This is a genomic window from Streptomyces sp. NPDC001530, assembly GCF_042894545.1.
In the GTDB taxonomy this organism is placed as follows: domain Bacteria; phylum Actinomycetota; class Actinomycetes; order Streptomycetales; family Streptomycetaceae; genus Streptomyces.
Genome location: NZ_JBIAVS010000013.1, coordinates 232,021 through 249,781 on the forward strand (window position 1 = coordinate 232,021; position 17,761 = coordinate 249,781).

17 protein-coding genes and 2 pseudogenes are annotated in these 17,761 nt (G+C 71.0%); 9 read left to right on the top strand and 10 right to left on the bottom strand.

Annotation, left to right across the window (positions count from 1 at the left end):
- The first annotated feature begins 8 nt into the window (after positions 1–8).
- Positions 9–809 (top strand): maleylpyruvate isomerase family mycothiol-dependent enzyme, encoded by an 801-nt coding sequence (locus ACFY0T_RS27355; protein ID WP_388875740.1) that lies wholly within the window; start codon positions 9–11, stop codon positions 807–809.
- 68 nt (positions 810–877) lie between these two features.
- On the opposite strand, the gene ACFY0T_RS27360 is transcribed toward ACFY0T_RS27355, so the two are convergent.
- The 8 genes and pseudogenes from ACFY0T_RS27360 to ACFY0T_RS27395 form a co-directional block, all read right to left on the bottom strand.
- Positions 878–1,531 carry an LAETG motif-containing sortase-dependent surface protein gene (locus ACFY0T_RS27360; RefSeq protein WP_388875742.1) on the bottom strand — a complete coding sequence of 218 codons (654 nt, stop codon included), beginning with the start codon at positions 1,529–1,531 and terminating at the stop codon, positions 878–880.
- A 189-nt stretch (positions 1,532–1,720) separates the two neighbouring features.
- On the bottom strand, positions 1,721–2,836 hold the full coding sequence (locus ACFY0T_RS27365; protein WP_388875745.1) for an LOG family protein: 1,116 nt from the start codon (positions 2,834–2,836) through the stop codon (positions 1,721–1,723).
- Positions 2,837–2,886: 50 nt separating this feature from the next.
- Positions 2,887–3,294, bottom strand: a complete 408-nt coding sequence (locus ACFY0T_RS27370; protein ID WP_388875748.1) for a VOC family protein — start codon at positions 3,292–3,294, stop codon at positions 2,887–2,889.
- A gap of 186 nt (positions 3,295–3,480) precedes the next feature.
- A pseudogene (locus ACFY0T_RS27375) lies at positions 3,481–4,086 on the bottom strand (hypothetical protein); the annotation flags it as partial.
- 965 nt (positions 4,087–5,051) lie between these two features.
- A pseudogene (locus tag ACFY0T_RS27380) lies at positions 5,052–5,556 on the bottom strand (hypothetical protein); the annotation flags it as partial.
- Positions 5,538–6,275, bottom strand: coding sequence for an ABC transporter ATP-binding protein (locus tag ACFY0T_RS27385; protein ID WP_388875976.1), 738 nt, complete (start codon positions 6,273–6,275; stop codon positions 5,538–5,540). The gene ACFY0T_RS27385 and the pseudogene ACFY0T_RS27380, both read right to left, overlap by 19 nt.
- A gap of 346 nt (positions 6,276–6,621) precedes the next feature.
- On the bottom strand, positions 6,622–8,004 hold the full coding sequence (locus tag ACFY0T_RS27390; RefSeq protein ID WP_388875751.1) for an aspartate aminotransferase family protein: 1,383 nt from the start codon (positions 8,002–8,004) through the stop codon (positions 6,622–6,624).
- Positions 7,989–8,504, bottom strand: coding sequence for an Lrp/AsnC family transcriptional regulator (locus ACFY0T_RS27395; protein WP_388875753.1), 516 nt, complete (start codon positions 8,502–8,504; stop codon positions 7,989–7,991). The genes ACFY0T_RS27390 and ACFY0T_RS27395 overlap by 16 nt, the downstream gene beginning before the upstream one ends.
- A 165-nt stretch (positions 8,505–8,669) precedes the next feature.
- Here ACFY0T_RS27395 and ACFY0T_RS27400 point away from each other — a divergent pair, with 165 nt between their 5' ends.
- Positions 8,670–10,109, top strand: a complete 1,440-nt coding sequence (locus ACFY0T_RS27400; RefSeq protein ID WP_388875756.1) for a gamma-aminobutyraldehyde dehydrogenase — start codon at positions 8,670–8,672, stop codon at positions 10,107–10,109.
- A 329-nt stretch (positions 10,110–10,438) separates the two neighbouring features.
- Here the strand turns inward: ACFY0T_RS27400 and ACFY0T_RS27405 are convergent, their stop codons facing one another.
- Positions 10,439–10,633: a hypothetical protein gene (locus ACFY0T_RS27405; RefSeq protein WP_388875759.1), complete on the bottom strand. Its 195-nt coding sequence runs from the start codon at positions 10,631–10,633 to the stop codon at positions 10,439–10,441.
- Between the two features lie 334 nt (positions 10,634–10,967).
- Here ACFY0T_RS27405 and ACFY0T_RS27410 point away from each other — a divergent pair, with 334 nt between their 5' ends.
- Complete coding sequence (locus ACFY0T_RS27410; RefSeq protein ID WP_388875761.1) at positions 10,968–12,263, top strand: MMPL family transporter; 1,296 nt, start codon at positions 10,968–10,970, stop codon at positions 12,261–12,263.
- Here ACFY0T_RS27410 and ACFY0T_RS27415 read toward each other — a convergent pair.
- Positions 12,196–12,696, bottom strand: coding sequence for a cupin domain-containing protein (locus tag ACFY0T_RS27415; RefSeq protein WP_388875979.1), 501 nt, complete (start codon positions 12,694–12,696; stop codon positions 12,196–12,198). The two genes, ACFY0T_RS27410 and ACFY0T_RS27415, sit on opposite strands and share 68 nt — an antisense overlap.
- Before the next feature lie 191 nt (positions 12,697–12,887).
- Here ACFY0T_RS27415 and ACFY0T_RS27420 point away from each other — a divergent pair, with 191 nt between their 5' ends.
- The 6 genes from ACFY0T_RS27420 to ACFY0T_RS27445 all read left to right on the top strand — a co-directional run bounded on the left by ACFY0T_RS27420 (position 12,888) and on the right by ACFY0T_RS27445 (position 17,681).
- Positions 12,888–13,268: a sortase-dependent protein gene (locus tag ACFY0T_RS27420; protein WP_388875764.1), complete on the top strand. Its 381-nt coding sequence runs from the start codon at positions 12,888–12,890 to the stop codon at positions 13,266–13,268.
- The gene (locus ACFY0T_RS27425; RefSeq protein WP_388875767.1) at positions 13,265–13,879 is read left to right on the top strand and encodes a class F sortase; all 615 of its coding nucleotides are present in this window, start codon (positions 13,265–13,267) and stop codon (positions 13,877–13,879) included. The genes ACFY0T_RS27420 and ACFY0T_RS27425 overlap by 4 nt, the downstream gene beginning before the upstream one ends.
- A 130-nt stretch (positions 13,880–14,009) precedes the next feature.
- Positions 14,010–14,501: an RNA polymerase sigma factor gene (locus ACFY0T_RS27430; RefSeq protein WP_388875770.1), complete on the top strand. Its 492-nt coding sequence runs from the start codon at positions 14,010–14,012 to the stop codon at positions 14,499–14,501.
- Positions 14,485–14,901: a hypothetical protein gene (locus tag ACFY0T_RS27435; RefSeq protein ID WP_388875773.1), complete on the top strand. Its 417-nt coding sequence runs from the start codon at positions 14,485–14,487 to the stop codon at positions 14,899–14,901. Before ACFY0T_RS27430 ends, ACFY0T_RS27435 begins: the two co-directional genes overlap by 17 nt.
- Before the next feature lie 31 nt (positions 14,902–14,932).
- Positions 14,933–15,466, top strand: a complete 534-nt coding sequence (locus ACFY0T_RS27440) for a hypothetical protein (RefSeq protein WP_388875776.1) — start codon at positions 14,933–14,935, stop codon at positions 15,464–15,466.
- Positions 15,467–16,013: 547 nt separating this feature from the next.
- Positions 16,014–17,681, top strand: a complete 1,668-nt coding sequence (locus ACFY0T_RS27445) for an RNA polymerase sigma factor (protein ID WP_388875982.1) — start codon at positions 16,014–16,016, stop codon at positions 17,679–17,681.
- Positions 17,682–17,761 lie beyond the last annotated feature (80 nt).

Consider the following 17,761-nt stretch of genomic DNA (forward strand, 5'->3'; position numbering starts at 1 on the left):
TGCGGATCATGACGCTACTCGGACATGACCGCTACTGCGACGCGATCGAGCTGCAGGTACGGCAGTTGAGGGATGTGCTGGCCTCGGCCGGTGCCGATCTGTCCGCCACCGTGCCGACCTGCCCGGACTGGTCGCTGGAGCAGTTGGTACGGCACACCGGCGGGGCGCTGCGCTGGGTCGAGTGCATCGTCCGTACGCGGGCGCAGGAGAACGTCCCCGAGGACAGGATTCCGCTCATCGGAGGTCCGGAGGCCGAAGGTGACGCCGCGGCCCTCGACGCCTGGCTCGCGGAGACCGGCGAGATGCTCGTCGGCACGCTGCGGGAGGCGGGGCCCGACACGCGGGTGTGGGCGTGGGCGGGGGACCTCAGCTCCGGGTTCTGGGCGCGCCGGATGACACATGAGCTGGCGATCCACCGCGCGGACGCGACGCTGGCCGCCGGGCTGCCGTACGAGGTCGCCGCCGACGTGGCCGTGGACGCGATCGACGAGTGGCTCGGGATCGTCGAGTTCCTGCAGCGGACGCAGCCGCACGACGCGGCGGCCGAACTGCGCGGTCCCGGCCGCAGCATCCACCTCCACGCCACCGACACCACCCCCGAGCTCAACGCCGAATGGGTCGTCGAGCTCGGCGAGAAGGGCGTCAGCTGGCGCCGCGGCCACGAGAAGGCGACCGTCGCGCTGCGCGGCCCGCTCACCGACGTACTCCTCGGCTTCTATCGCCGACTGTCCCTGGACAGCGGGCAGTTGGAGGTGCTGGGGGAGCGGGAGCTGCTGGACTTCTGGCTGCAGCGGGCGACGTTCGGGTAGGCGCGGCCCGCTACAAGCGTGTGGCCCGTCCCTCGTGAGGGACGGGCCACACGTGCGTACGGTGTGCGTCAGTTGGACTTCGACGCGCCACGGCGGCGCATGCCGAAGAACACCGCTCCGCCACCGACCACGACGAGCGCACCGGCGATGCCGGCGATCATCGGGGTGTTGGAGTTCGCACCGGTCTCGGCGAGGTTGGAGTCACCGGCCGCGGGAGACGGGGAGTTGTCGCCCGTCGTCGCGGGGGCGGTGGTGCTCTCAGCCGGCGACGGGGTCGCCGAGTCCGAGGGGGAGGGAGTCTCCGACGGCTTCGGGGTCTCCGAGGCCGGCGGCGTGGTCTCCGAGCCCGAGCCCTTGCACGCCTCGGACGGCGCGGTCAGGTTCGGCGAGATGTCCTCGTCGACGATGTCCGCGGCCTTGATGTGCACGCGGTACTGAGCCTTCGGGGCCCAGTCCTCCGAGAACGTGACGGTGGCGCCCTCGCGGGTGCCGGTGACCGTCTGGGTGCCGACCAGCTTCTCGTCGGCGCCGTTCGACTCGAGATAGACCGAGACGGTGGCCTCCTTGCCCGAGGCGTCCGTGTCGGTCACGGTGATGATGCCCTTCCCGTTGTCGTCGCAGGAGGCGACGGCCGAGAAGTCACGGATGTTGCAAGCAAGTGCGTTGCCCGCGAGGCCGAGCGCGAGCACGGCCGAGGCGGAGGCAACACCGAGGATGCGCACGGAACGTGCGGTACGGCGAGATATGGACACGATTGCCCTTCACAGATTGCGCAACTGCGGGGGGTGATGGGAGCCCTGTTGTGGCATCAGCTGCGACAACAGCACCCCCAGGAGTCTCACAGGTTTATAAGCGCCGCCTAAGGGCTGTCAATGCGTAGGCCCCGCCCCGCCGTTGGCTTTGCCTTGTCATTAACCACCGAGACGTTTGAGCGCCTCCGGAGCGTCCTCGATCCGGTCGACCAGGGCGATCCTCGACTCCATCGAGCGCTCCCGGGCCAGTGACTGGAGGAGGGGCCAGGTGGGATGTTTTTCGGTCCAATGCGCTCGGTTCACCAGGACCATCGGAGTGGGTTCGCCACGCGATTCGTAGTAGTTCGGGGTCGCGTTGTCGAATATCTCCTGTACGGTCCCGGCGGCGCCCGGCAGGAAGACGACACCCGCGTTCGAGCGGGCCAGCAGGCCGTCCTCGCGGGTCGCGTTGGCGAAGTACTTGGCGATGTGCTCGGCGAAGGCGTTCGGCGGCTCGTGGCCGTAGAACCAGGTGGGGATGCCGATCGAGGGGCCGCCGGAGGGCCAGCGCTCCCGAACCTCGAAGGCGGCGCGCGCCCAGTCCGTCACCGAGGGGGTGAACGACGGTGCCTTGGCGAGCAGTTGGAGCGACTCGGTGAGCATCTCGTCCTCGAAGGGGGCCGCGTACGCGCCGAGGTTCGCCGCCTCCATCGCACCCGGGCCGCCGCCGGTGGCGACCGTGAAACCGGCGCGCGCCAGCTCACGGCCGAGGCGCGCGGCCCCCTCGTACGCCTGCGTGCCGCGGGCCATCGCGTGGCCGCCCATCACGCCCACCACCCGCGCGCCGAGGAGGAGTTCGTCGAGCGCGTCCGAGACGGAGTCGTCGTGGATCGCGCGCAGCATCGAGGCGAAGACGTCACCGTCGGCCTTGGTCTGCTGGAACCAGGCGTACGCGCGGGCGTCCGGCGTCGCCTCATAGCCCGCGTCGAGCGAGTCGAAGAGCTCGTCGGGGGAGTAGAGCAGGCCTCGGTACGGGTCGAAGGGCAGTCCGGGCACGGGCGGAAAGACCAGCGCGCCCGCGGCCCTGACCTTCGCCGCGGCCTCGGGGTCCATCGCGCAGCCGAGGAAGACGGCACCCGCGGTGTCCACGGACAGCAGCGCCGCCGTACGGTCCGTCAGATCGACTGCCTGAACGCGGAACTGGGCGAGCGAGCCGCCCGCCGAGACGATCTCGTCGAACTCGGCGAGGGACTCGATCTCACGGTCATGGGATGCGTGAAGGGGTGTCGGCTGCACGCGGCCATGCTAGGCGCCGTGCCGATACCGGCGCTCGGCCGCCCCGGGATTCAGCCCTGGACCGCCGCCGGGTCCATCCACATGACCTCCCAGGTGTGGCCGTCCGGGTCGTCGAAGGCGCGGCCGTACATGTAGCCGTGGTCGATGGCCTCCCCGCTGCCCGTGCCGCCCGCCGCGAGGGCCTTGTCGACGAGTTCGTCGACCTTCTCGCGGCTCTCGGCGCTCAGACACAGCAGCACCTCGCTGGTCTTCGTCGAGTCCGCGATCTGCTTCTTGGTGAAGTCCGCGTAGCGCTGCTTGCTCAGCATCATCGCGATGATCGTGTCGCTGATCACCACACAGGCGCAGTCGTCCGTCGTGAACTGCGGGTTGATCGTGTAGCCGAGCTCCGTGAAGAACTTCTTCGAGGTGTCGACGTCGGCCACGGGCAGGTTCACGAAGATCATCTGCTGGTACATGCGAGGTCTCCCGTCGGTGAGGTGCCGTTCGGAGGGTAGACCGGGGGCCCGCGCGGAACTCATCGCTCGACGCGAACTTTTTCCAGGGGGTCAGTGGGTCTGTTCCCACGGGGGTTCCGCGGATGCGTTCGTACGGGATCGGCGGACCCCGTTCCTACAGGTTCAGCGGACCCCGTCCCTCCAGGTTCAGTGGACCAGCGGGAGCGCGGCCAGCTCGGCGACCGCCCAGGTCAGTGGGGCGAACAGGGCGAGCAGCGCGCCGACGCGCAGGGCCGCGGCGCTGCGGAGCAGCGTGGCGGGCGCCCCCAGCCGCAACAACGCCGCCGTGGTGTCCGCGCGCGCCTGCTTCGCCTCGACGGCGGCCGTCGCCAGGGTCAGCAGCGTGCACCCCGCGACCAGCAGCGCGCCGAGAGTGGTCAGCGGGCCGAAGTCGGGGCGCGCGCCGGCGTACAGCGTCGCCATCGCGTAGCCGCCCGACGCCACCGCGCACACCACGCCGAGCGGCTGCCCGATGCGCCGCGACTCCGCCTGCAGCACCCGCCCGGCGAGCAACCGCAGCGCGCCCGGCCGCACCGCCTGCAGCAGCCGCCCGCACAGATACGTGATCGCCGGCCCCGCCAGCGCCAGACCGACCGCGGTCAGCACCCAGCCGGCCAGCACCCCGACCGGACCGCCCACGAAGCCGCCGGGCAGCGCGAGCCCGGAGGCGGCCGGGCCCGAACGGCTCGCGTACGTCTCCACGGCGAGACCCGCGGCGAGCGCGGCGGCACCCCAGGGCAGGCCACTCGGTGTGGACTCCGGGGGCGGGAGTTGACGGGGGTCCAACTCGGCGGCTGGGCCGCGGCCCAGGTGGTCGGGGTGAGCGGGGCTGCCGGGCGCGTCGAAACGGTCGTACGGGGTTGGGGCGCCGAAGTGGCCGTAGTCGACGGGGTTCGGGCGGGCGCCGCGGTGGGCGCGACCGACGGCGTCGGAGTGGTCGTGGGTGGCCGCGTTCCGGTGAAGGTGGGCGGCGGAGTCGGCGTGTGCGCCCTGGTTCCGGTCGGTCTCTCCGCTGGCGTATGCCTCTGCGGTCCAGTGGAAGTCGGGGCGTTCGTGGGCGGCTGCGTCGAGGTGGGCGTCGTCGTGGGTGGGCGCGTCACGGCGGGCGTCGTCGTGGGTGGGCGCGTTCCGGTGATGGTGGGCGGCGGAGTCGGCGTGTGCGCCCTGGTTCCGGTCGGTCTCTCCGCTGGCGTATGCCTCTGCGGTCCAGTGGAAGTCGGGGCGTTCGCCGGCGGCTGGGTCGAGGTCGGCGTCGGAGTGGTCGAGGGCGGCCGCGTCACGGCGGGCGTCGTCGTGGCCCGCCGCGTTCCGGTGGGCGCGGGAGCGGTCGTGTGCGCGCTGGTTTCGGTGGGCGTGCGCCGTTGCGTCCCCGTGCGAGCCCGCGCGGTCATGTGCGCGCGGATTTCGGTGGGCGTCCCCGCGGGCGTGCGCCGTCGAGTCCCCGTTGGCGCCGGTGTGCGCCGCCGTGCCCCCGATGGCGTCGGAGCCGTCGTGCGTGCCCGGGGCCCCGGGGGCATCCGGATCGCCGTACGCACCCGAGTCCTCGTGCACAGCAGCCGCACCGGCCCTGCCCGCCGCGCTGGACGAACCGCGACCGCCCTCGGCGTACCGCCCCGCGCCCCGCGCCCCGTGCCCCGCGGCGATCCCCAGTGCGCCCTGGCGCGCCGCGATCCATGTGCGGCCGTACGACCATCCCGCGTGCGGCGGCTTTCCGCCCCGCGGCCGCAGGACCACCGCGACCGACACGCAGGCCGCGATCGGCACCAGGGTCAGCAGGGTGAGGGCCGCGGGCAGTGGCAGCGACTGGTCCGCGCCGAGGAACTCCGCCGCCGCGCCGTCGAACGGCATTCCCGTCAGGTCGCCGCGCAGGTGCAGGAAGCAGAGCAGGGCGAGCAGGGAGCCGAGGGTGGTGGACAGGGCCGTGGTGACGGCGGAGACGGCCATCAGACGGCCCGGGCCGAGGCCGATGGCCGCGAGACCGGGGCGGGGACGGGTGCAGGGGTCGGTGCGGGCGACCGCGACCGCGAAGTACACCGTGGCGGCGAGCGGGACGACGCACCAGGCCAGGCGCAGCACGCTGGCGGCCGAGGCGTCCGGGTGCGTCAGCGCGTACCCCAGCGTGCAGAGCAGGAGGAACCCGGTGCCCCCGGAGGCGGCGGCGACCAGGAGTCGGCGGAGCTGGACGAGGGGCTGGGCCCCGCGGGCTAGACGGAGAGCGAGCACGCGGCCCGGCCTTCCGTCTCGGCGACCGGGGGCAGGTGGACGGTGTTCACACGCCGTCCGTCGAGCAATGAGATCGTGCGGTCGGCGAGCGCCGCGGCGTCCGCGTCGTGCGTGGCGAGGACGACCGTGATGCCGTGCGAGCGGGCCGCCGTGGTGAGCGTACGCAGCACATGGGCGCGGTCGGCGCGATGCAGCGGGGCGGTCGGCTCGTCGGCGAAGAGCACGGTGGGGGTGGGGACCAGCGCGCGGGCGATGGCGACGCGCTGGCGCTCGGCCTGGAGCAGGGCGTGCGGGCGCTTGCGTGCGCAGCCGCCGATGTCCAGGCGCTCCAGCCACTCCAGGGCGGCGGTCTTGGCGGCCCGGCGTGCGCAGCCGCGCAGCATCAGGGGCAGCGCGGCGTTCTCCCAGGCGTTCAGCTCGGGGACCAGGCCCGGGGCCGGGTCGATCCAGCCGAAGCGGTCGCGGCGCAGCCGTTCGCGGGTGAGCGGGCCCATGGTGTGCACGGGCGTGCTGTTGAACCAGACCTCGCCCTGCTGAGGCAGCAGCTGGCCCGACAGACACTGGAGCAGGGTTGTCTTGCCGCTGCCGCGCGGGCCGCCGACGGCCAGGATCTCGCCCTCGCGGATGCCGAGCGAGACACCGCTGAGCGCGGGCGAGCCGTTGTGCTTGACGTGCAGGGCGCGTGCCCAGAGCACGTCGTTGTCCGGCGGGGCCACCATCGCGTACACCTCGGTTCAGAGCTGATGTGCCATGCCTAAGCGGAGAGGTCGCTCGGTCCCCCGGACGGGGGAACGAAGGCAGGGCCGATCGGTCACTGGGCACGCTAGGGAGTCGGGGCCGGGAGGCTGGACAGCACGCGGCCCCGGGCCGCCCATTCTCACTCGAACGGACGGCACCGGGGCCGGTATTGATCATCCAGAAGGAAGATCGGAGCTACCGAGGAGTCTCGGAGCTACCGAGGAGTCTCGGAGCTACCGAGGAGACTCGGTGCTACCGATGAAACTCGGAGCCTCGGGACTACAGCTTCGTCGCTTCGCGGGACTTCGGCTTCGTCGCTTCGCGGGACTACAGCTTCGTCCACGCCTCCGTCAGTACCTGACGGACGATCCCCTCGATCTCGTCGAAGGTCGACTGGTCGGAGATCAGCGGCGGCGACAGCTGGATGACCGGGTCACCGCGGTCGTCGGCGCGGCAGTACAGGCCGTACTCGAAGAGCTTCTTGGAGACGAAGCCATAGAGCACGCGCTCCGACTCCTCGTCCGTGAAGGTCTCCTTGGTGGCCTTGTCCTTCACCAGTTCGATGCCGTAGAAGAAGCCGTTGCCGCGGACGTCGCCGACGATCGGCAGGTCGTGCAGCTTCTGGAGCGTCGACAGGAACGCGGACTCGTTGTCCAGCACGTGCTGGTTCAGGCCCTCGCGCTCGAACAGGTCGAGGTTCGCCAGACCCACCGCGGCCGACACGGGGTGGCCACCGAAGGTGTAGCCGTGCAGGAAGGTGTTGTCGCCCTTGTAGAACGGCTCGGCGATGCGGTCCGAGACGATGCACGCGCCGATCGGGGAGTAGCCCGAGGTCATGCCCTTGGCGCAGGTGATCATGTCCGGTACGTAGCCGAACTTGTCGCAGGCGAACATCGTGCCGAGGCGGCCGAAGGCGCAGATGACCTCGTCCGAGACGAGCAGCACGTCGTACTGGTCGCAGATCTCGCGCACGCGCTGGAAGTAGCCGGGCGGCGGCGGGAAGCAGCCGCCGGCGTTCTGCACCGGCTCCAGGAAGACGGCCGCGACCGTCTCCGGGCCCTCGAAGAGGATCTGCTGCTCGATCTGGTCGGCGGCCCAGCGGCCGAAGGCCTCCGGGTCGTCGCCGAAGAGCGGGGCGCGGTAGATATTGGTGTTCGGGACCTTGTGGGCGCCCGGGACGAGCGGCTCGAAGGGGGCCTTCAGGGCCGGCAGGCCGGTGATGGACAGGGCGCCCTGCGGGGTGCCGTGGTAGGCGACCGCACGGGAGATGACCTTGTACTTGGTCGGCTTGCCCTTGAGCTTGAAGTACTGCTTGGCCAGCTTCCAGGCGGTCTCGACGGCCTCGCCGCCGCCGGTGGTGAAGAAGACCTTGTTGAGGTCGCCGGGCGCGTAGTCGGCGAGACGTTCCGCCAGTTCCACGGCCTTGGGGTGGGCGTAGGACCACACCGGGAAGAAGGCCAGCTCGGCGGCCTGCTTCGCGGCGACCTCGGCCAGCTCCTGGCGGCCGTGGCCGGCCTGGACCACGAACAGGCCCGCGAGACCGTCGAGGTACTTCCTGCCCTTGTCGTCGTAGATGTAGGTGCCTTCACCACGGACGATGGTGGGAACGGGCGCGTTCTCGTACGAGGACATGCGGGTGAAGTGCATCCACAGGTGGTCGTACGCGGTCTTGCTGAGGTCCTTGGTGCTCACGGCTATCGGGTTCCCCACATGTAGGTCTGCTTCTTGAGCTTCAGGTAGACGAAGCTCTCGGTGGAGCGCACGCCGGGGAGGGCCCGGATGCGTTTGTTGATGACGTCCAGCAGGTGGTCGTCGTCCTCGCAGACGACTTCTACGAGGAGGTCGAACGAGCCCGCGGTCATCACCACGTACTCGACTTCCGGCATGGCGGTCAGTGCGTCGGCCACAGGGTCGAGGTCGCCCTCGACATTGATGCCCACCATCGCCTGCCGGCGGAATCCCACGGTGAGCGGGTCCGTGACGGCGACGATCTGCATCACGCCCTGGTCGAGCAGCTTCTGGACGCGCTGGCGCACGGCCGCCTCGGACAGGCCCACGGCCTTGCCGATCGCGGCGTACGGGCGGCGTCCGTCCTGCTGCAGCTGCTCGATGATGGCGAGGGAGACGGCGTCCAACTGGGGACTGCCGTTCCTGGACTCGCGGGAGTCCCTGGGGTCTGCGCTTCGACTGGCCACGACCTCACTGTGCACGACGTCTCGACAGTTCCGCAAGGCCGTAGCGATGAAATTCGTTGTTTACAAGGACGTGTCTTGCGGATTTCGCAGTTCTGGGGCGATCGGGGGTGTTGAAAACGTGGGCCTGCCGACTAGTGTGGGTGTCTCAGTGATTGGACACCTGAACTTGGAGGGCCGGCAGTGAGCACCGAGCTGCGTCGTCTGCGCAACTACATCGATGGCGAGTTCCGGGACGCCGCCGACGGGCGGACCACCGAGGTCGTCAACCCCGCGACCGGTGAGGCGTACGCGACCGCGCCGCTCTCCGGCAAGGCGGACGTCGACGCCGCGATGGCGGCCGCCGCCGCGGCCTTCCCGGCCTGGCGCGACCAGACCCCGGCCGAGCGCCAGAAGGCTCTCCTGAAGATCGCGGACGCGTTCGAGGAGCGGGCCGAGGAACTGATCGCGGCCGAGGTGGAGAACACCGGCAAGCCGATCGGGCTGACCCGGTCCGAGGAAATCCCGCCCATGGTGGACCAGATCCGCTTCTTCGCGGGCGCCGCGCGCATGCTGGAAGGGCGCAGTGCCGGCGAGTACATGGAGGGCATGACCTCCATCATCCGCCGCGAGCCGATCGGCGTCTGCGCCCAGGTCGCGCCGTGGAACTACCCGATGATGATGGCGGTGTGGAAGTTCGCCCCGGCGCTGGCGGCCGGTAACGCGGTGGTGCTGAAGCCGTCGGACACGACCCCCGCCTCGACCGTTCTGATCGCCGACATCATCGGCGGCATCCTCCCCAAGGGCGTCTTCAACGTCATCTGCGGCGACCGCGACACCGGCCGTCTGATGGTCGAGCACCCGACCCCGGCGATGGCCTCGATCACCGGCTCGGTGCGCGCGGGCATGTCGGTCGCCGAGTCCGCGGCCAAGGACGTCAAGCGCGTCCACCTGGAGCTGGGCGGCAAGGCCCCGGTCGTCGTCTTCGAGGACACCGACATCGCCAAGGCCGTCGAGGACATCTCGGTGGCGGGCTTCTTCAACGCCGGCCAGGACTGTACGGCCGCGACCCGCGTCCTCGTCCAGGAGTCCATCCACGACGAGTTCGTCGCCGCGCTCGCCAAGGCCGCCGCCGACACCAAGACCGGCCAGCCGGACGACGAGGACGTGCTCTACGGACCTCTGAACAACCCGAACCAGCTCAAGCAGGTGGCCGGGTTCATCGAGCGCCTGCCCGCCCACGCCAAGGTCGAGGCGGGCGGCCACCGGGTCGGCGAGAAGGGCTTCTTCTACGCGCCGACCGTGGTGTCGGGGCTGAAGCAGGACGACGAGATCATCCAGAACGAGGTCTTCGGCCCGGTCATCACCGTCCAGTCCTTCGGGGACGAGGCCCAGGCCATCGAGTGGGCCAACGGCGTCGACTACGCCCTCGCCTCCTCGGTGTGGACCAAGGACCACGGGCGCGCGATGCGCCTGTCGAAGTCGCTCGACTTCGGCTGCGTCTGGATCAACACGCACATCCCGCTGGTCGCCGAGATGCCGCACGGCGGCTTCAAGAAGTCCGGCTACGGCAAGGACCTGTCGGCGTACGGCTTCGACGACTACACGCGCATCAAGCACGTGATGACGTCGCTGGACAGCTGATCTTCGCTTGAGCGCCGCGGACGGCTGGTCTTCGCTTGAGCCGCGGACGGCTGATCCTCGCTTGAACCGCGCGGCCCCGTACGGGAGTTGATCCCGTACGGGGCCGCGGTGTTCCCCCCGCCGTGATGGTCAGGCGTTCTCGACGCCGCTGCTGAGCGAGGGGAGGTCCGGCTTGCCGGGCCGCTCCTTGTGCTGGTACTTCGCTCGGCGCACACGTTGCGCACGGCTACTTCGTCCTCGACCAACGTCTCGGCGTATCGCCCCCGACAGACGGCGAGGCGGCGCCGGCGGATCGCTCCGTCGACGCCACCTCGTGGTCATGGGGTACGTCAGCGCTTGACGTTCCGGAAGAGGGAGTAGGCGTGGGTGCGCGGGCCGCAGAAGAGGTCCCAGAACTTGTCGCTCGCGTCACCGAGGACGTTGACCTCCTCGACCTCGGTGGCCTCGGCCCAGTCCTGTTGCCCCTGAGCGGTGGCCTCCAGGTGGCGGAACATGGCCACGAACACGTCCAAGGCGACCGTCACGGCTGGCCGATGCCGAACTCGGCTGTGGTGCGCGCTTGTGGCGTGGTGCGCGCTTGTGCAGCCCGCGACCGAGCCCCAACTCGTGATCCTGGCCTACCAGGCCAGCGGGCGCGGCCCCTCCGCCTGATCGGTCCGGCTTGTGCCGCCTGCCCCGTCCCGCCTCCGCCGCCGGATGCCCTCCGGGGATGAGCGCCCTTCCTACTTTCGGACGAGACCGCCGGATGCGAAGTGTGTCCCTTCGGGCCCCGAGGTCGGCCAACAGCGCTTTTAGCTTGGTGAACGGGCCGCAGCGGCCCCCTTCAGCACAGCCCCTCTCTTTGGTGGGAGTACTACCGTGGCCACGTTCCTTTACCGGCTGGGCCGGCTCGCCTTCAGGCGGCGAAGGCTCTTCCTGATGGTGTGGATAGTCGTCCTGGCCGCCGTGGGGATCGGCGGCCTCACTGTGTCCGGCAAGACGACGGACGGCTTCACCTTGCCCGGCACGCAGTCGCAGAAGGCGATCGACCTGCTCCAGGAGGAGTTCCCGCAGGCCTCCGCCGACGGCGCCACCGCCCGGGTCGTCTTCGAGGCGCCAGGCGGGCAGAAACTGACGTCCGGCACGAACAAGACCGAGATCCGGTCGCTGATCGCCGAGCTGAAGACGGCGCCGCAGGTCGCGAACGTCGCCGACCCGTACGCCAACCACCTGGTCAGCGAGTCCGGCAGCATCGCCTACACCCAGGTCACCTACAAGGTCGCCGCAGCCGACATCACCAAGGCGGCGCACGACGCCCTGGACCGTGTCGTCGGCCAGGGCGAGAAGGCGGGCCTGGCGGTGAACCTGGGCGGCAACGCCGTACAGGGCAAGGCCGGAGCGGGCCCGGCGGAGCTGATCGGTGTCGCGGTCGCCGCCGTCACGCTGGTGATCACCTTCGGTTCGCTGCTCGCGGCCGGGCTGCCGCTGCTGACCGCGATCTTCGGCGTGGGGCTGGCGGTCCTCGCCCTGACGATGGCCACCGCGGTCTTCGACATGAGCTCCAGTTCCTCGACGCTGGCCCTGATGCTGGGCCTGGCGGTGGCCATCGACTACGCCCTGTTCATCGTCTCCCGCTACCGCAGCGAGATCCGGGCCGGCCACGAGCCGGAGGAGGCTGCCGGACGGGCGCTGGGCACGGCCGGTTCGGCGGTGGTGTTCGCCGGCCTGACCGTGGTCATCGCGCTGGCCGGCCTGAGCGTCATCGGCATCCAGAACCTCACCGCCATCGGGCTGGCCGCCGCCTTCGCGGTCGTCGTCGCCGTCGTCATCGCGCTCACCCTGCTGCCCGCCATCCTCGGCTTCGTCGGGACGCGCATCATGCGGGGTCGGCTCAAGTCCCGCCGCCTGCAGGCCCTGGAACGCGGCGAGGGCGAGGCGCTGGGCGTGCGCTGGGCGAAGTTCGTCACCCGCAATCCGGTGAAGGTGCTGGCCGTCGCGGTCACTGCGCTTGTCGTGCTGGCCATTCCGGCGCTGTCGCTACGGATGACCCTGCCCGACGACAGCATGTCCGCGCCCGGCAGCAGCGAGCGGATCGCCTACGACACCATCACCAAGGGCTTCGGCGACGGCTACAACGGCCCGCTGACCGTGGTCGTCGATGAAGGCGCTCCTTGAACCGCCGCGCCAGACCGGCGCGGGAGACACCGGGGGCGGCGGCGAGCGCGGCGACCGTCCAGGGGTGGTCGGGACGTTCGTGGAACCGCTTCGGGGCAGCTCCCGTGACCGGATCTTCCAGCGTGCGGAACCACGAAGGCGCAGCGCCGCCGGGCTGCCCGAACCAGGTGCGCAAGGTGCGGATGAAGAGGGTGCCCTCCACCACCAACTGGGCCGGGGTGAAGAGCGAGTTGGCGATCCGGATCGGGACTGGTCCGCGCACGACGGCGACGTCGCGTTCCGCCAGCCACATCGGCTCGGCATTGTCGAGTGCGACCCATCCGCTGCCCCGCACGACCGCGGGCAACGTCAGCGGGGGGAGAGGGCCGGTACTGGACCGCCCAAGGGGGATCGCGCAGCACTTGCAGCATCGATGAACCGTGGGCCCGCGCAGGTCAGGGACAGCGGTTGGTGCCCACCAGCAATCCTGGTCACACGTGTCCGCTCAGCGCGACCGCGACGGCGGCTTCTCACGCCTTTGCCGTCTCTTTACAACCCGTCCCGCCGCTGCCTCGTCTCTCCGCTCGATCCGTAACGCAGTCCCTCGGCCCACCGGCCGGGCGGACCGACGAGAGAGAGCGATTCATGCGCCGAACTGTCCTCAGTGCCACGGCACTCGCGTGCACCGCCGTGCTGGCGAGCACGGTGCCCGCGTTCGCCGACGGGACGACCCCGACCCCCACGAGCCGCCCGACGGCCACTGCCGCCACGCCCACACCCGCCCCCGCCACCACTGCCCCGACCCCGACCCCCACTGCCGCGGCTCCGAGCGCCGTACCGACCCGGGTGCCCGCCCCGAGCCAGGTCAGCGTCGTACCGAGCGGAGCGCCCGACACCGGTGTGGCGCCGAAGTCGGCGCGGTCCGGGGCCGGGGGCGGGCTGATCGGCGGGGGTGCCGCCGCGGTGTTCGCGGTCGGCGGCGCGGCGGTCTTCGTCGTACGGCGCCGGCGGGCGACCGGGGCATGACCTCGCTCTCCAGGCGCGCGTTCGCCACCGCGGCGATGGCCTCGTTGCTCGTGAGCTGCGGCGGCCACGACCGAACGGGACAGACCGCGCCCGGACGCCCCAGGAGCACGCCCTCGCCTTCGCGGTCGCCCGCCAAGGCCGCGCCTGCCCTTGTGCGTTCGGTCCCCGTCGGGTTGCGGATCCCGGCCATCGGGGTCGACACCCCGGTCATGCGGCTGGGGTTGGCCTCGGACGGCAGCGTGCAGGTGCCCCCGGTCACGGCCCACGACCGGGCGGGCTGGTACCGGCACTCTCCGACGCCGGGTCAGACCGGCCCGTCGGTGATCCTCGGCCATGTCACGGTCGGCGCCTACGGCGACGGGGTCTTCCGTCACCTCGCGCGGCTGCGCCGGGGCGACCGGATCGAGGCGCGCCTGGAGAACGGGACGACGACGGTGTTCGCCGTCACCAACGTACGGACGGTCGCCAAGGCGGACTTCCCTGCGGACGCGGTTTACGGGGACGTGGACCGACCGGAGTTGCGGCTCATCACGTGCGGCGGCCCCCGTACCGGAGACGGGTACCTCGACAACGTGATCGTCTTCGCCGCCCTGAGCTCCGCGAGCCCCTGACACCCGGTCCCTGACACCCGGTCCCTGACACCCGGTCCCTGACACCCGGCCCCTGACACCCAGCCCCTGACACCCGGCCCTGACACCCTTCTGTACGAATGCCCTCACGACGTCACGACCCTGGAGAGCGTTGAAACGGTCCCGCGAGAAGGCAGCGTCCGAGCTGTTCGCCGCCCTCTACCCGCGCCTCGCCGGCTGGTGCCGTCGGCTCGTCGACGACGACGAGACGGCGCACGAGATCGCCTCGGAGGCGTTCACCCGGCTATGGGCCCGCTGGACATCCGTGGCGGAGCCCCGGGGCTTCCTCTACGTCACCGCGGCCAACCTCGTCCGGGACCACTGGCGCAAGCTCGAACGCGAACGCAGGGCCGTACACCGTGCCACCGCCGAGGCTGCCGTCCGCCCGCAGAGCGAACAGGCCGATCCGTCGGTACGCCTGCTGGTGCAGTCGCTGCCAGAACGACTGCGCGTCCCGATCCTGCTGCACTACTACGCTGACATGCCGATCCGGGAGGTGTCCGTGCTGACCGGGCGCAAGGAAGGAACCATCAAGGCCGACCTCCACACGGCCCGCGAACTGCTCCGCGCCCATCTGAGGAGAAGCCTTGATCACACACTCTGACGAGGGGCCGGAGTTCGAACCCCACGACCCCCTCGCCGTCATTCTGCGGCCCAGCTCCGACTACCTCGGCCCACCCCCCGGCCGTTACGAAGCGATCCGCCGCGGTGCGGCCCGGCGCAGGCTGCTCCGCACCGCGGCCGGGGTCGGCGTGTCCTGCGCCGTCGCCGCCCTCGTCGCGCTGCCGTTCCGCCTGGCGACGTCCGAGGCGCCCGCGTCCCCGACGGTCCCGCTCGCCCCGCCGCCCGCGAGCAGCCCTTCGGCCGTGCCGACCCCGTCGGCGTCGCCCGAGCCCGCCACCCCCCGCCCCGCGGACACGACCCGGACCGACAGCCCCGGCACCGCGACCCCCTCCGTCGTGCCCACCCGCGCGCCGTCGGCGATACCGACACGGCATTTTTGAACATGTTCAAGATGGGGCGTACGCTCCTGCCATGAGTGACAGAGCCGCCCTCCTGAAGGGCATCCGCGCATGGCTGGTCAGCTTTGTCGTCTGCCTGGTGCTCAGCGGCGCCACGGCATTCCCCCTGGTGCACGAACTCCGCTGGACCGAGGACCTGTTGCGGTCCCTGTCCGTGCCCGAGCACCTGCCCGCCCTGATGGACTGGATCGAGCGGGTCCGGCGCGGAATCGACGCCACCGACGCGAAGTACCCCTTCGTGCTGTACGGCACGGACTGGCTGGCGTTCGCGCACCTCGTCATCGCGGTCGCCTTCTACGGGCCGTACCGCGATCCCGTCCGCAACATATGGGTCGTCGAGTTCGGCATGATCGCCTGCGCCGGCATCGTCCCGCTCGCGCTGATCTGCGGGCCGATCCGTGGGATCCCCTTCTGGTGGACCGTCATCGACATGTCCTTCGGCGTCTTCGGGGTGATCCCGCTGTATGTCGTACGGAAGAAGATCAAACGGCTGGAAGCGCTCACCTCGAGTCCGGCCACGCATTCCACGCCGACGCTCGCTACTTGAGCGCCGCCGGCGCGATCCGCTGGGCCACCCGGTTCATCGACTCGCCCTTCGCGTCGGTCGAGTTGACCGAGTAAGGGGCCGGCCACGAGACCGAGTGCGAGAGCGGCGGCGAGGGTAACTACGGGGCGGCTTACGGGAATTGAGTACTCCTGTGGGCGGTGTGGCGGCCGAGATGATGGTCATCCTCCGGCCGCGCGCAGCCCTCCGGATCCTCATCAAGGAGGGCGCCGCCCCCGGCATCGCGGCGGGGGGTCGCCCTTAGTGGATGGGCCCGCGCCGGCGCGCGGCGAGGGTTCCGGGCCCGGCGCTCGGCATGCGGCGAAAGTTCCGGGCCCCGCAAAAAACTGTTATCGCGGAGCGTCTGGCTCCGTCTCCTCCAACGACGCCTGTTTCCGACGCACAGGAGCGAACCGTATGCCCCGCTCGGACCGCTATACGTCGTTTCTGCGTGATCCGTCGTGGACGCGGCTCCGTCCCGCACAGCGATGGCTGAGAAAGTAGCTTCCGAGCACGCAGTTGACCGTAGGTGATCGTGGGAAGGGCGGATGTGGACGGGCGGGAGTGGCGCTCCACCATCGCGGCCGCGCAGGCCGGTGACCGGCGCGCGCTCGACGAGCTGGTCGCGGGCTGGCTCCCCCTCGTCTACAACATCGTCGGCCGCGCCCTGAACGGCCACGCGGACGTCGACGACGTCGTGCAGGAGACCATGCTGCGCGCCGTCGACAACCTCGGCTCGCTGCGCGACCCGGACAGTTTCCGGTCCTGGCTGGTCGCCATCGCGATGCGGCAGATACGTGACCGGGCGCGCCGCCAGACCTCCGAGACGCTCGACGACGGCGCCGGCGAACAGGCCGCCGACTTCGCCGAACTGACCGTACTGCGGCTCCAGTTGGAGGGGCAGCGGCGCGAAGTCGCGGAGGCGGTGCGCTGGCTCGACGACGAGGACCGCCAACTGCTGTCACTGTGGTGGCTGGAGGTCGCGGGCGAGCTCACCCGGCGCGAACTGGCGGCGGCCGTCGGCATCAGCCGGCAGCACGCCGCCGTCCGCGTCCAGCGCATGAAGGAACGCCTGGAGACCGCGCGCGGCATCGTCCGGGCGCTCGACTCGTCCTGCCCCGACCTGCCCGAGGTGACCGCCCGCTGGGACGGGCGGCCCGACTCGGTGTGGCGCAAACGCCTCGCCCGGCACATCCGGGGCTGCGCGTACTGCTCCGGCGCGCGCGAAGCCGTCGTACCGGCCGAGCGGCTCCTCGTCGGGATCGCGCTCGTCCCGGTACCGGTCGGCTTCACGCTCTCGCTGGCCCTGGGCGGCAAGACGGCGGTGGCCGCCACCGGCGTCGGATGGTCCGCCAAGGTGATCAGTGCGCTCACCAAGCCCGCGGTCGCGGTGACGGCCGGCGCGACGATCGCGGCCGGCGGTGCGTACGTCGTGACCCACACCCCGGACGCACCGCCCCCGCGGGCCGCGGTCACCCCCACGGCGGCGAGCACGGCCCGCCCCCCGTCCGCCACCCCGTCCCCCACGCGGTCCGCGTCGCCCTCGCCCTCGCCGTCGTCGACGAAGCGGAAGGCCGGCCCGTACGGCGCGGTCGTCGACGCCGTCGACCGGGCACCGGACCCAAACACGCGGCCCGCCGCCCTCCCGGACCGGCCCGAGTCCGGGATCACCAGCACCGGCGGCGCGAAGGCCGTGATGCAGCACCGCGGAGAGAGCGTGACGCTCAGTGGGCAGGGCTATGTCCTGGTGCGCTGGCAGATCTCGCCGAAGAGCCGGCCCGGCGCGTTGGTCATGCCATCCTGGACCGGCCTCGAGGGGAAGCTCTTCCACGTGGCGTCAGGCGGTGGCCGTCGCATGGACGACGCCCTCGCGGGAAGCCCCGACGGCTACGCCACGGGCATGGGCGGGCCCAGTATCGGATACGCCGTACTGCCGTCCGGCACCCAGCAGATGTGGCAGAACGAGTACTTCTACCTCGACGGCACCGTCACCCTCACCCAGAACGAACGGGGCTGCGACTACGGCCTGATCGTCTTCCCGTCCAGCCGCGACGAGGTCACCAAGGACATCACCACCGGGCCCGCCCAGGGCGCGATCCGCTACGGCCTGGTCCGCGACAACGGCAAGGACACGGCTCCGGTACCCCAGTACCTCACCCGCTCCACCCCCACCGACCCGGCGACCGTCCCCCAGCACTCGGACGTCGTCACTCCCTGACCCTCCGCCCGCTCCTGCGCCTCCATCACGTCGTCCCCGGGGACATGGGCCGAGCTCGCCCGGCAGCCGCTGGCCCGCGT

What these genes read in the sequence shown, in the direction of transcription:
- ACFY0T_RS27425 (WP_388875767.1), top strand. Translation starts at nt 13,265, where the DNA reads ATGACCTCGCTCTCCAGGCGCGCGTTCGCCACCGCGGCGATGGCCTCG.
- ACFY0T_RS27385 (WP_388875976.1), bottom strand. Translation starts at nt 6,275, where the DNA reads ATGGTGGCCCCGCCGGACAACGACGTGCTCTGGGCACGCGCCCTGCAC.
- ACFY0T_RS27370 (WP_388875748.1), bottom strand. Translation starts at nt 3,294, where the DNA reads ATGTACCAGCAGATGATCTTCGTGAACCTGCCCGTGGCCGACGTCGAC.
- ACFY0T_RS27355 (WP_388875740.1), top strand. Translation starts at nt 9, where the DNA reads ATGACGCTACTCGGACATGACCGCTACTGCGACGCGATCGAGCTGCAG.
- ACFY0T_RS27420 (WP_388875764.1), top strand. Translation starts at nt 12,888, where the DNA reads ATGCGCCGAACTGTCCTCAGTGCCACGGCACTCGCGTGCACCGCCGTG.
- ACFY0T_RS27440 (WP_388875776.1), top strand. Translation starts at nt 14,933, where the DNA reads ATGAGTGACAGAGCCGCCCTCCTGAAGGGCATCCGCGCATGGCTGGTC.